This window comes from Pseudooceanicola nanhaiensis DSM 18065 (genome assembly GCF_000688295.1).
Taxonomy (GTDB): Bacteria; Pseudomonadota; Alphaproteobacteria; order Rhodobacterales; family Rhodobacteraceae; genus Pseudooceanicola; species Pseudooceanicola nanhaiensis.
Window position 1 is genome coordinate 1,137,388 of the sequence record NZ_JHZF01000013.1, and the last position, 12,304, is coordinate 1,149,691.

The window sequence follows — 12,304 nt, forward strand, 5'->3', positions numbered from 1 at the left end:
CAATCATTCTCACACATGAAGATGTTAGGAATAAAGTTTGAAGATTTTTTAAGACTGCGGTTAAGCTCTTCAAGTGAACGGAGGAGAGTTGCTTGTTCGATCCGAAATCGCCTTTCATGGGCCAGTCAGACCCGCTTCAGCCCGCGCAGAAGACCAGTTTCGCCGAGGATCGGCTGAAGGTGGCCGTCCAGTCCTGCGAACTCGCGCCCGGGTCCATCGCCACGGAAGCACAGATTTCGGAGCGGTTCGGACTTGGTCGCGCGGCCGTGCGGGTCGCGCTGGCCAGACTTTCCGCCATCGGGCTCGTGCATCCGATCCGGCGGGCGGGCTGGAAGGTGCTGCCGGTCACCGGCGCGCTGATCGGCGACGTCATCTCCGCCCGCCGGCAGGTCGAATCCTGCCTTGCCGATGTGCGCCCCGACGCGGCCGCGCTGGCCCGGATGGAAGAGCTGGCCGAGATAATCGAGGTGCTGGAGGGGCAGGGGGATGCCGCCAGCCTCACGACACGGCGAAGCTACGAGCGTGAGCTGCTCGACACCCTTTCCGATGCGGTCGACAACCGCCTGATGGCCCATTTCCTCGTCGGCCTCTGGGACCATTCCGAACGCATCCTGCGGTTCCTCGAGATGCCCGCGTCGCAGCCGTTCGCGGCTTGCCAGGCTCGGGAGCTGGCGCAGGCCGCCGCAGCCGGCGACGGGGAGCGGATCGTCGCGCTTCGAATGGCCGATATCACCGCCTTCCAGAACTACGCCGTTGCGGGCCTGATGCGGGACCGCACCGAGCTTGGCGTCACACCCGACGCCCAGGACGCCTCGTCCAACAACGGTCAGTCAAGGCCGGATACAGGCGCATCACCCGGGAGGAAGATCACAGACGAGTCCGGGACAAAGTCCAACAAAGGAGTCTCCTCATGAAAGGCACCAAGAGGGCGGCACGCTTCGCGCTGCCGATTGCCCTGTCCCTGGGGGTCGCGATGACCGCGCTCACCCCGGCGATCGCGAAGGACCTGCTGACCGTCGACCTGGTGAACGAGCCGTCTTCGCTCGACCCGCACCAGCAGTGGAACCCGGACAGCTACTACGTCTACCGCAACATCTTCGACAACATGGTCACCCGCGACGACGCCGGCGAGATCGTGCCGCAGATCGCGACGGCATGGCAACGGACCAGCGACACCGAGACCGTCTTCACCATCCGTGACGACGTGACCTTCCACGACGGCACCCCGCTCACGCCCGAAGACGTCGTCTACACCGTCGAACGGATCACCGATCCGGACTTCGGCTCTCCGCAGCTGGGTCAGTTCAACAAGATCATCAAGGCCGAGGTGACCGGCGAGAACCAGGTCACGCTGACCACCGACGGCGCCTACCCGGCGTTGCTGGCGCAGCTCGTGAAGCTGTCGATCGTGCCCAGGCACATCGCCTCGACCATGACCTCGGCCGAGTTCAACGAGGCTCCGGTGGGCTCCGGCCCATACATCTTCGACAGCTGGGATCGCGGCGTCTCGGTCACGGTCACGAAGAACGAGGACTACTGGGGCGACATTGGGCCGTTCGAGACCGTGGTCTTCCGCGGCGTGCCGGATGCGGCAACGCGCGTGGCGGATCTTCAGGCCGGTGCCGCCGACCTCGTCGTCACCCTGAACACCGATCTCGCGCAGCAGGTGGAGAACGGCGGGCAGGGCAAGGTCCTGACCGTGAACACCGAGCGGGTGGCCTATTTCGCGATGAACAGCGCGCTGGCGCCGCTCGACCAGCCGGACCTTCGCAAGGCAATCAGTCACGCCATCGATCGCGAAGCCATCGTGGATGGTCTGCTCGGGGGCTACCCGCAGATCGTCGACCAGATGCTTTCGCCCGCGCATTTCGGTTGGGCCGACGGGATCGAGGGGTACGACTACGATCCGGAGAAGGCGCAGGAGCTGATTGCCGGGCTCGAGACGGCGCCAGACATGGAGCTGGGCCTCGCCACTTCGCCGGTCTTCGACCAGCGCGTCGTTCAGGCGATCCAGCAGATGCTGACCGATGTGGGCCTGAATGTCGCGATCGACACGACAGACATGGCCACCTGGCTGAAGGACCAGCAGACCACGCCCGAACAGGCGCCGATGCTGACCTTTTCGCGCTGGTCCTGCGCCTGCCAGGACCCGGACGGGATCATGTATCCGCTGCTGCATTCCTCGTCGAACTGGAGCCGGGTGAGCGACCCCGAGATCGACGCCCTGCTCGACGAAGCCCGCAGCGAACTGGACGAGACCAGGCGCGCCGATCTCTACGCGCAGATCAACCGCATGGCGCTGGAAGACGCGGACATCCTGCCGCTCTACCAGGCCGCGATCATCTACGGTGCTGCGGAAAACCTCGATTGGCAGCCTACATCCAACGAGAGCCTGTTCCTCAACCGCATGAGCTGGACCGAGTGACCATCCGCGGGGCCGCGCGTGGCGCGGCCCCGCATTCCATACATTTCAAGGAAGGACCGGACCATGATCCGTACAAGCATCCGTGGCATCGTCATTGCGACAAGCCTGCTGTCGGCACCTGCCCTGATGGCGCAGGACTTCACCGTCAACCTGGTGAACGAACCCTCTACGCTGGACCCGCACCAGCAGTGGAACCCCGACAGCTACTACGTCTATCGGAACATCTTCGACAACGTCGTCACCCGTGACGACGCGGGCGAGATCGTTCCGCAGATCGCGACCGAGTGGAACCAGGTCTCGGACACCGAGATGGTCCTGACCATTCGCGACGATGTGACCTTTCACGACGGTGAGCCCCTGACCGCCGAGGACGTGGCGTTCTCCGTCCAGCGCATCACGAACCCCGACTTCGGCTCGCCGCAGCTGGGGCAGTTCAACCAGATCACCGGCGCCGAAGTGACCGGCGATTACGAGGTCACGCTGACCACCGACGGCGCCTATCCGGTGCTGCTGGCCCAGCTCGTGAAGCTGTCGGTCGTGCCCAAGCACGTGGTGGAAGACGTCGGCGACGAGGCGTTCAACAACGCGCCGGTCGGCTCGGGCCCCTATGCCTTCGAGGCCTGGAACCGTGGCGTCGACGTGACGCTGACCCGGAACGACGATTACTGGGGCGACGCCGGCCCGTTCGAGACCGCTTCGTTCGTCGCAGTGCCCGACGCCTCCACCCGTGTCGCCAACCTGCGGGCGGGCACGGCGGATCTGATCGTATCGATCGACAGCGACATCGCACGGCAGCTCGAAGGGCAGCCCGGCGTGCAGGTCCTCACGGCCCCGACCGAGCGGGTGGCCTTCATGGGCATGAACACCACGCGCCCGCCGCTCGACGATCCGCAGGTGCGCAAGGCCGCCATGATGGCGATCGACCGTGAAGGGATCGTGCAGGGCATCCTGGCCGGCGGCGAGACCGTGGTCGACCAGATGGCGACGCCGTCCCACTTCGGCTACGTCGAGGGCGTCGAGGCGATTGCCTACGATCCCGAGGAGGCCGCGCGCATCGTCGAGGAGACCGGCGCGGGCGAGACGCCCATGCAGTTCGCCACCTCGCCGGTCTTCGACCAGCGCATCGTGCAGGCGATCCAGCAGATGCTCACCGAAGCCGGCTTCAACGTCGAGATCTCGATGACCGACATGAGCACCTACCTTCAGGCCGCCCGCGCGCCCGAGCAGACGGAACGTCCGTACCTCAGCTTCGGCCGCTGGTCCTGCGCCTGCCAGGATGTCGACGGGGTCCAGTTCCCGCTGCTGCATTCCTCCTCGAGCTGGAGCCGGGTGAACGATGCCGAGCTGGACGGCCTGCTGGAGCAGGGACGGACCTCGCTGGACGAAGATGCACGCATGGCGGCCTATACCGAGGTCCAGAAGACCGTTCAGGACAACGCCTACATCCTGCCGCTCTACCAGGCGGTGGCGCTCTACGGTGCGTCCGACAAGCTCGAATGGACGCCGACGGCGAACGAGAGCCTGTTCCTCAACCGCATGAGCTGGAGCGAATAAGCGGCCCATGTCGGTCTTCCTGCTGCAAAGACTGGGTCAGGCGCTGGTGGCGATCTTCGGCGTGATGACGCTGGTGTTCTTCATCCAGCGCCTGACCGGGGATCCCACCTACCTGCTGGTCCCCGAAACGGCCACGCAGGCGGATATCGAGGCCATGCGCCGGTCGCTCGGCCTCGATCAGCCGCTCGTGGTGCAATACCTGAATTACCTGTGGGACATGCTCCGGTTCGACTTCGGAACCTCCTACGTCCAGAACGTCCCCGTGACCCAGATCATCGCCTCGCGGCTGCCCTACACGCTGCAACTGGCCGCCGGCGCGCTCTTCGTCGCCTTCGTCATCGGCCTGCCCGTGGGCCTCGCCATGGCGATCTGGCGCAAGCATCGCTTCACCAACGTTCTGATGGGGATCGTGCTGGGGGCGCAGAGCATGCCGACCTTCTGGAGCGGCATCCTCATGATCATGGTCTTCGGCGTCTGGCTCGGCTGGCTGCCGCCCTCGGGTTCGGGCAGTTTCGCCCACCTCGTCATGCCGTCGATCGCGCTCGGCCTCCTGTCGATGGCCACCTACGCACGGATCGCCCGAAGCTCGATCCTGGACGAGATGTCGAAGGATTACGTCCGTTCCGCCCGCGCCCGCGGCGTTGGCACGGGGCGCCTGGTCGGCAAGCACCTGATCCGCAACTCGCTGATCCCGGTGATCTCGATCAGCGCGCTCGAGATCTCGCAGCTCCTCGCCGGTGCGGTGATCGTCGAGACGGTCTTCGCCTGGCCCGGGCTTGGCCAGCTCACCGTGCAATCCGTGCAGTCGCGTGACTTCGTCGTGGTGCAGGGGATCGTCCTGCTGGGCGCCTTCGTCACGATCAGCGTCAACCTGCTGGCCGACATCCTCTACGGCGTGGTCGATCCGCGCATCCGCAAGGGAGGCAAGGCATGATCGCGCTCACCGCCACATGGCGCCGCATGTTCCGGCCGCAGGCGGGCGGCGGGGTGCCCGTGGGCGTCTTCGTCACCATCCTCGCGATGATGGTTATCGTCGCGATCCTCGCACCGCTGATCGCGCCCTACGATCCCAACACGCAGAACCTGCTGGGCCGGCTCAAGCCGCCGGGAACCGAGGCAAGGGGCACCTATTACCTGCTGGGCTCGGACGAACTGGGCCGCGACCTGCTGAGCCGGGTGATCTACGGCGCGCGCGTCTCGCTCTCGGTCGCCGTCCTGTCGGTGATCCTCTCGGGCGCCGTCGGCATCACGCTCGGCATGCTCGCGGGCTATCGCGGCGGCTGGGTCGAGGTGGTGGTGATGCGCCTCGTCGACATCTTCCTTTCGATCCCGGCGATCCTGCTGGCGATCATCATGGTGGCGGTGCTCGGCCCCGGCTTCGTGAATGTCGTCCTCGTCCTCGCCCTGACGCGCTGGCCGCGCTATGCGCGCGTCGCCTATGGTCAGACCCTGGCGGTGTCGAACCAGCCCTACGTGCGGCTGGCCAAGGCCATGGGCGCGGGGCCGTTCCGGGTGCTCTTCCTGCACATCCTGCCCAACATACTCGCGCCCCTCGCGGTGGTGGCGACGCTGGAGTTCGGCCTGATGGTCCTCTTCGAGGCGGGCCTGTCGTTCCTCGGCCTCGGCGTGCAGCCCCCCACGGCCAGTTGGGGCGCGATGCTCAGCGTCGGGCGGAACTACGTGTCGACCGCCTGGTGGATCGCGACCTTCCCGGGGCTCTGCCTCTTCCTTCTCGTGCTGTCGGTGAACCTGATCGGTGACCGGCTCAGCGCATACCTCAACCCAAAGTCACGGTAAGTCATGGATTTCGGAACAGAATTTGAAGGCAAGCATGTCATCATCACCGGCGCGCTCGGCGTGGTCGGACGTTGGCTGGCGGAAGGTTTCGGCAAAGCTGGCGCCCAGCTGTGCCTGACCGACATGGACCAGGGCGCGCTGGATGCCCTGGCGGCCGAGGTCGGGGCCGAGGGCAGCTTCGGCTTCGCCTGCGATCTGCAGGAGGCCAAGGCCATCGACGCCCTCGTGGCCGAGGTCGGCGAACGCTGGGGCGCGGCCGACGTTCTGATCAACAACGCGGGCGTCTACCCCTCGGGCTTCCTGCTCGACACAGACGCGGACGAATGGGACCGCATTCTCGACATCAACCTCCGGGCCGTCCACCTCATGACCCGCGGCATCGCCACCCAGATGATCCGGGCCGAGCGCAAGGGCAGCGTGATCAACGTCTCCTCGGGCGCCGCGCGCAAGATGCGCCTGACAGCCGCGCCCTACAGCCTGTCGAAGACCGCGCTGGACCGGCTGACCAAGGGCTACGGGCTGGAATTGTCGCGCTACGGCATCCGGGTCAACGCGCTCGAACCGGGCTTTGCCGCGGGCTCCACCGCAAGCCCGCTGCCCGAGGAACACGTGAAACGCGTCAGCTCCTCCGTGCCGCTCGGCCGCGCGTCGTCTCCGTCCGACGTGGTTCCCGCCGCGATGTACCTCGCGAGCGAAGCGGCATGTTACGTCACCGGCGCGACGCTGACCGTCGACGGCGGCAACTCGATCGGTTCGACCGACGTCTACCAGGACAAGAAGGCCCCGCTATGAGCACTCTCGACCTCCCCGCGCCCTATCCCTGGCCCGAGGGCAAGACCTCGGCCTTCTGCTTCACGATGGACGTGGACGCGCATTCGCCGTGGATGTGGAACAACCGCCACGAGGTGCCGCAGCTTCTGAGCCACCTCGAACAGCGCAACTTCGGCCCGCGGGTGGGCATCCGGCGGATCGCGGCGATCCTCAAGGACCTTGGCGTGAAGGGCAGTTTCTACGTCCCCGGCGCCGTGGCCGAGGCGCATCCGTGGATGCTCCCCGCGCTGATCGAGGCCGGGCACGAAGTCGGGCTGCATGGGTATTTCCACGAGCTGGTGGCGCAGGTCTCGGACGAGGAATTCTCGCGCGTGCTGGACTCCTCGCTGGAGATCTTCCGGAGGCAGACCGGCGAGACGCCCAAGGGCTTCCGCTCTCCCGCGTGGGAGATGACGCCGCACATGCTGGCCGAGGTGAAGCGCCACGGCTTCTACGACAGCTCCCTGATGGGCCTGGATACGCCGCATACCGTCGACGGCGTGGTCGAGGTGCCGGTGAACTGGGGCACGGATGACGCGATCTTCTTCAAGTTCCTCGGCGGCGGCGACCCGGCCCCCCGCAGCCCCGCCGAGATCCTCGGCATGTGGTCCGAGGAATTCGAGGCGAGCCATCGTTTCGGTTCGCTCTTCATGCTGACCGTGCATGACTGGATCTCGGGCCGCGGCGCCCGCCCGGTGATGCTGGAAAGCCTGCTGGAGAAGGTCCTCGCCAAGGGGGACGTCTGGGTCGCCACCGTGGCCGAGGTCGCCGCGCATCACGCGGCCCACGCCATGGAACGGGACCAGATCACCTCTCACATCCCCGAAACCCTGTTGGAGCATCCGGCATGGACCAGGACGTGACCGACCGCGTCGAGGAGACCTGGACGGTCAGCAAGAAGCAGCTCGACAGCCGGCGTGGCGTGATCGCGGCGCAGCATTTCGAGGCCGCCGAGGCGGGCGCGAAGGTGCTCGAAAACGGCGGCAACGCGATGGATGCCGCCGTCGTCGCGGCACTCGTGCTGTCTGTCGTGGAACCCTGGCTCAGCGGGATCGGCGGCGGCGGGCTGCTTCTCTGGGCGCCGGGCGATGGCGGCGGCATCGACACGCTCGACTTCAACGTGCGGGCCAGCCGCAACATGGACCGGTCGCAATACCCCTTGGCGGGAGGGCGAGACGGAGACTGGTTCGACTGGCCCTCGGTCGAGGGCGACCGCAACCTGATCGGCTATCCCTCGATCTGCGTGCCCGGCGCCATCGCTGGCTTCGCCGCGGCGCTCGAGAAACACGGCACCATCTCGTGGGAGGAGGCGCTGGCCCCCGCCATCGAGATCGCCGAACGGGGCATGCGGATCGACTGGTTCACGTCGCTCTGCCTCGCCGTGGATGCGCAGGGGCTGGCGCGGTTCCCGGAATCGGCGAAGCTCTTCCTCGACAACGGCCGCCCGCGCCGGGTGCCGAATGGCAAGCAGGTCGACTACCTTCCGATGGCGGCCAAGGCCGCGACGCTGCGGCGGCTGGCGTCCGCGGGCGCGCGGGATTTCTACGAGGGCGAGGTGGCGCGTCGCCTGGTCGAGGACCTGCAGGATGGCGGCTCGGTCATCGACGCCCAGGATCTTGCCGGCTTCCAGCCCCGCTGGGCCGAGGCCCGCACCGGGCAATACCGCGACACCGAGGTGTCCGTGGTTCCGGGCCTATGCGGCGGGCCCAGCCTGCTCGAGACCCTGTCGCGGATCGAGGCGGAGCTGACCCCCGATGCGTCCGAAGCCGAGGCTGCGGCGGTTTATGCCAATGCCATCCGAAACACCTACGAGGGCCGGCTGAAGACCATGGGGCACGCCGGCGCGCATGGAGACTGCACCAGCCATATCTCGGTCGTGGATGCGCAGGGTAACATGGTGGCGCTGACCAACACGCTGCTGTCGCGCTTCGGGTCGAAGGTCACGCTGCCCGGCAGCGGTATCCTCATGAACAACGGTATGATGTGGTTTGATCCGCGGGAGGGCGTGCCCAACGGGATCGCGCCGGCCGCCCGGCCGCTGGCCAACATGAGCCCGGCGATCCTCAGCCGCGAAGGCCGCCCTGCCATGGCCATCGGTGCGGCGGGCGGACGGCAGATCTTTCCGTGCATTGCCCAGCTCATCAGCTACGTGCTGGACCGCGGCATGTCGCTGGAGGAGGCGTTCCATGCCCCGCGCATCGACGGTTCGGGCCCCACGATCGTGGTCGACCAGGCCGCCGCGCCGGACGTGGCGGCGGCGGTCAGCCGGAGCTACCCGGTCGAGATCCGCGCGAATTCCCTGCACCCGGTCCTCTTCGCCATCCCGTCCGCCGTCGCGCGTCGGGACGGGCTGAATTCCGGCATGGCGCACCCGGTGAACCCTTGGACCGCCTGCGCCGCGGAAGGGGGACGCCATGGCTGAGGCAAAGACGCTCGACATCCGGAACCTCAGCATCGGGGTCGGCGAACATTCCGTGGTGGACGGCGTCGACTTCTCTATCGGGCAGCGCGAGATCGTGGCCCTCGTCGGTGAAAGCGGATCGGGCAAGAGCCTGACCGCGCTGTCGATCATGGGCCTGCTCTCGGGCTCGGTCCGCCAGACCGACGGGACCGCGACGCTCGAGGGGGAGCAGCTGGACCTCGGGAACGACACCGCGATGCAGAAGCTGCGCGGCACGTCGTTGTCGATGATCTTTCAGGAGCCCGTCGCCTCGCTCAACCCGCTGCTGAGCGTGGGGGCACAGGTGGCCGAGAGCCTGATCGTGCATGGCCGGGCGACGAAGGCCGATGCCTGGGACCGCGCGGTCGGGATGCTGCGCGACGTCGGCATTCCCGCGCCCGAACAGCGGGCCCGGCAATTGCCCTCGGAGTTGTCGGGCGGCATGTGCCAGCGCGTGATGATCGCCTCGGCCCTGATCGCGGAACCGCGGCTGCTGATCGCGGACGAACCCACCACCGCGCTCGACGTGACGATCCAGGCGCAGATCCTGCACCTGATGCGGCGACTGCGGGACGAGACGGACACCTCCGTCCTCATCATCACCCACGACATGGGTGTCGTCGCCTCGGTCGCGGACCGGGTCTGCGTGATGTACGGCGGCCGGATCGTCGAACAGGCCGAGGTGCACGAGCTTTTCGCGGCGCCCCGGCATCCCTACACGAAGCTCCTGCTGGCGACGATCCCGCGCATGGACGGGGCGCGGAAGACCGAGCTCTTCTCGATCAGCGGCATGGTCCCGGACGTTTCGGCCTGGCCCGAAGGGTGCCGCTTCCGCACCCGCTGCCCGCTGGCCACGGATCACTGCGCCAGCCGACCCCCTCTGGAACCGGTCGGCGAGGGCAACGATCACGTCACCGCCTGCTGGCATTCCGACAAGGTGGAGGGTCTGGCATGAGTGAACCGCTTCTTTCGGTGAAGGGCCTCAAGGTCCATTTCCCGGTCGCCACCGGAAAGCTCTTCGGCGAGAAGCCGGTCGTCCGCGCGGTCGACGGGGTCGATTTCACCCTCAACAAGGGCGAGACGCTGGGCATCGTCGGCGAATCCGGCTGCGGCAAGTCCACCACCGGCAATGCGATCCTCGGGCTCGCGCCAGTGACCGAGGGCGCGATCCATTTCGACGGCCGCAACGTCGCCGCGCTGACGGGGCGGGAACGCCAGGCGCTCTGGCGCGACCTGCAGGTCGTGTTCCAGGACCCGGTCTCGGCCCTCGACCCCAAGCGCACCATCGGCCAGTCCATCGCCGAGCCGCTGGCGATCCACGGCGTCGGCAAGGCGGATCGGCGCGCGCGGGTCGACGAGTTGATGGAGCTCGTCGGGCTACGCGCCGGCCAGCGCGACCGTTACCCGAACGAGTTGTCGGGAGGCCAGCGTCAGCGCGTGGTGATCGCCCGCGCGCTGGCGCTGGAACCGCGTGTGGTGATCTGCGACGAGGCGGTCTCGGCGCTCGACGTGTCCATCCAGAGCCAGGTGCTCAACCTGCTGCTGCGGCTGCAACGGGACCTCGGACTGTCGTACCTCTTCATCAGCCACGACCTGAGCGTGGTCCGCCACATCGCCGACCGGATCGCGGTGATGTACCTCGGCACGGTGGTTGAAGAGGCGCCGACCGACGCGCTTTTCGCCCGCCCGCTGCACCCCTATACCGAGGCGCTGCTGAGCGCGGTGCCGATCCCCGATCCGCGCGCCGAACGGGCCAAGACCGCGCGGCCGCTGCAGGGCGATGTGCCGAACCCGATGGAGATGCCGCCCGGATGCCCCTTCGTCGCCCGCTGCCCGCTGCGCGAGGCAGGCTGTGACGTGATCCGCCCCGCGCCGGTCGAGGTGGCGCCCGGTCACCGGCTGGCCTGTCACGTCAGGGAACGCGAAATCACGGGCGCCTCGGCGCTCGACACGACAGGATAGGCGGCAGTCCCGCCGCCCGGAACAGAAGGACCCGACCAAATGAGTGTCATTCCCCGGATCGAGACTTTCGCCGACGAGCTCACCGAGATCCGTCACGACCTGCACGCGCACCCGGAGCTGGGCTTCGAGGAAACCCGCACCGCAGGCATCGTGGCGGAGAAGCTGCGCGCCTACGGCCTGGACGAGGTGCACGAGGGCATCGGCGGCACCGGCGTCGTCGGGGTGCTGAGGGGCAATGGCGGCGGCAACCGCTGCATCGGACTGCGCGCCGACATGGACGCGCTGCCGATCACCGAGGCGTCGGGCGTGGCCTACGCCTCGACCAACGAGGGCAAGATGCACGCCTGCGGCCATGACGGGCACACCACCATGTTGCTCGGCGCGGCCCGCTATCTGGCCGAGACGCGCAATTTCGACGGCACCGTGATCTTCATCTTCCAGCCGGCCGAGGAAGGTCTGGGTGGTGCGCGCCGGATGATCTCCGAGGGGCTGTTCGAGCGGTTCCCCTGTGACGAGCTTTACGGCATGCACAACGATCCGAACGCGGATCCCGGCGTCGTCAGCATCGCCCCCGGTCCGGCGATGGCCGGGGCGAGCTTCTTCGACATCACCATCAAGGGCACCGGCAGCCACGCGGCGATGCCGCACCAGTCGCGCGATCCGATCGTGATCGGCGCCCAGCTGGTCCAGCAGCTCCAGACAGTTGTCAGCCGCAACACGCCGCCGCTGAAGCCGGTGGTGCTCTCGATCACGACGTTCAACGCGGGCTCGGCCTACAACGTGGTGCCGGACCGAACGGTGATCACCGGCACCATCCGCTATTTCCACGACGACGTCATAACGATGGCCGAGGCCCGCATGCGCGCGCTCTGCGCAGGCGTCGCGGCGGGCTTCGGAGTCGAGATCGACGTCGACCTGCGCAACGTTTTCGACGTGCTGCAGAACGACCAGGACCTGTCGGAAGCCTATATCGAAGCGGCAGGCGATATCGTCGGTGCCGAAAACACCACGCTCGACGCCGATCCTGCCACCGGATCCGAGGATTTCGCCGACATGCTCAAGGTCGTGCCAGGCGCCTATTGCCGCGTGGGCCACGCCGGAAACGTGCCGCTTCACAACCCGGGCTTCGTCCTCGATGACGCCATCCTGCCGGTGGGGGCGTCCATCTACGCCCGCATCGTGGAAAAGCGCCTGGAGGACTGACGGTCCTGCTATGGCAAGCAGCGCAGCCATCGGCGGCAATCACCGCCGATGGCTGTATTGTCCGACCTGCGGATGAGTGGACCGGAAAGGGTGATGCAGTCCGGATGTCCGAC

11 protein-coding genes are annotated in these 12,304 nt (G+C 67.2%); all 11 read left to right on the forward strand.

The genetic code is table 11. From position 1 onward, the window contains the following. The first annotated feature begins 92 nt into the window (after positions 1-92). Positions 93-914: a GntR family transcriptional regulator gene (locus Q344_RS25190; protein ID WP_028287567.1), complete on the forward strand. Its 822-nt coding sequence runs from the start codon at positions 93-95 to the stop codon at positions 912-914. Next, positions 911-2,425 carry an ABC transporter substrate-binding protein gene (locus Q344_RS0115605; protein ID WP_051630674.1) on the forward strand — a complete coding sequence of 505 codons (1,515 nt, stop codon included), beginning with the start codon at positions 911-913 and terminating at the stop codon, positions 2,423-2,425. Before Q344_RS25190 ends, Q344_RS0115605 begins: the two co-directional genes overlap by 4 nt. 63 nt (positions 2,426-2,488) lie before the next feature. Next, positions 2,489-3,979, forward strand: a complete 1,491-nt coding sequence (locus Q344_RS0115610; RefSeq protein ID WP_028287569.1) for an ABC transporter substrate-binding protein — start codon at positions 2,489-2,491, stop codon at positions 3,977-3,979. A 7-nt stretch (positions 3,980-3,986) separates the two neighbouring features. After that, a complete protein-coding gene (locus Q344_RS0115615; protein ID WP_028287570.1) occupies positions 3,987-4,913 on the forward strand; it encodes an ABC transporter permease in 927 nt (308 codons plus the stop codon). Then, positions 4,910-5,776 (forward strand): ABC transporter permease, encoded by an 867-nt coding sequence (locus tag Q344_RS0115620; RefSeq protein WP_084178439.1) that lies wholly within the window; start codon positions 4,910-4,912, stop codon positions 5,774-5,776. The genes Q344_RS0115615 and Q344_RS0115620 overlap by 4 nt, the downstream gene beginning before the upstream one ends. A gap of 3 nt (positions 5,777-5,779) precedes the next feature. Further along, entirely contained in the window at positions 5,780-6,568 is a 789-nt protein-coding gene (locus Q344_RS0115625) for an SDR family NAD(P)-dependent oxidoreductase (protein WP_028287572.1), read from the forward strand. Continuing rightward, the gene (locus Q344_RS24160; RefSeq protein WP_036539323.1) at positions 6,565-7,449 is read left to right on the forward strand and encodes a polysaccharide deacetylase family protein; all 885 of its coding nucleotides are present in this window, start codon (positions 6,565-6,567) and stop codon (positions 7,447-7,449) included. Before Q344_RS0115625 ends, Q344_RS24160 begins: the two co-directional genes overlap by 4 nt. After that, positions 7,434-9,008, forward strand: a complete 1,575-nt coding sequence (locus tag Q344_RS0115635) for a gamma-glutamyltransferase (RefSeq protein WP_036539327.1) — start codon at positions 7,434-7,436, stop codon at positions 9,006-9,008. Before Q344_RS24160 ends, Q344_RS0115635 begins: the two co-directional genes overlap by 16 nt. Beyond that, a complete protein-coding gene (locus Q344_RS0115640; protein WP_028287574.1) occupies positions 9,001-9,981 on the forward strand; it encodes an ABC transporter ATP-binding protein in 981 nt (326 codons plus the stop codon). The genes Q344_RS0115635 and Q344_RS0115640 overlap by 8 nt, the downstream gene beginning before the upstream one ends. After that, positions 9,978-10,988, forward strand: a complete 1,011-nt coding sequence (locus tag Q344_RS24165; RefSeq protein WP_051630676.1) for an ABC transporter ATP-binding protein — start codon at positions 9,978-9,980, stop codon at positions 10,986-10,988. Before Q344_RS0115640 ends, Q344_RS24165 begins: the two co-directional genes overlap by 4 nt. A gap of 39 nt (positions 10,989-11,027) precedes the next feature. After that, positions 11,028-12,191: a M20 aminoacylase family protein gene (locus Q344_RS0115650; protein ID WP_028287575.1), complete on the forward strand. Its 1,164-nt coding sequence runs from the start codon at positions 11,028-11,030 to the stop codon at positions 12,189-12,191. Positions 12,192-12,304: the final 113 nt, after the last annotated feature.

Excerpts from the sequence above, each read along its gene's own strand:
- Q344_RS0115640 (WP_028287574.1), top strand. The coding sequence starts at position 9,001 with ATGGCTGAGGCAAAGACGCTCGACATCCGGAACCTCAGCATCGGGGTC.
- Q344_RS24165 (WP_051630676.1), top strand. The coding sequence starts at position 9,978 with ATGAGTGAACCGCTTCTTTCGGTGAAGGGCCTCAAGGTCCATTTCCCG.
- Q344_RS0115605 (WP_051630674.1), top strand. The coding sequence starts at position 911 with ATGAAAGGCACCAAGAGGGCGGCACGCTTCGCGCTGCCGATTGCCCTG.
- Q344_RS0115620 (WP_084178439.1), top strand. The coding sequence starts at position 4,910 with ATGATCGCGCTCACCGCCACATGGCGCCGCATGTTCCGGCCGCAGGCG.
- Q344_RS0115610 (WP_028287569.1), top strand. The coding sequence starts at position 2,489 with ATGATCCGTACAAGCATCCGTGGCATCGTCATTGCGACAAGCCTGCTG.
- Q344_RS24160 (WP_036539323.1), top strand. The coding sequence starts at position 6,565 with ATGAGCACTCTCGACCTCCCCGCGCCCTATCCCTGGCCCGAGGGCAAG.
- Q344_RS0115650 (WP_028287575.1), top strand. The coding sequence starts at position 11,028 with ATGAGTGTCATTCCCCGGATCGAGACTTTCGCCGACGAGCTCACCGAG.
- Q344_RS0115635 (WP_036539327.1), top strand. The coding sequence starts at position 7,434 with ATGGACCAGGACGTGACCGACCGCGTCGAGGAGACCTGGACGGTCAGC.
- Q344_RS0115615 (WP_028287570.1), top strand. The coding sequence starts at position 3,987 with ATGTCGGTCTTCCTGCTGCAAAGACTGGGTCAGGCGCTGGTGGCGATC.
- Q344_RS0115625 (WP_028287572.1), top strand. The coding sequence starts at position 5,780 with ATGGATTTCGGAACAGAATTTGAAGGCAAGCATGTCATCATCACCGGC.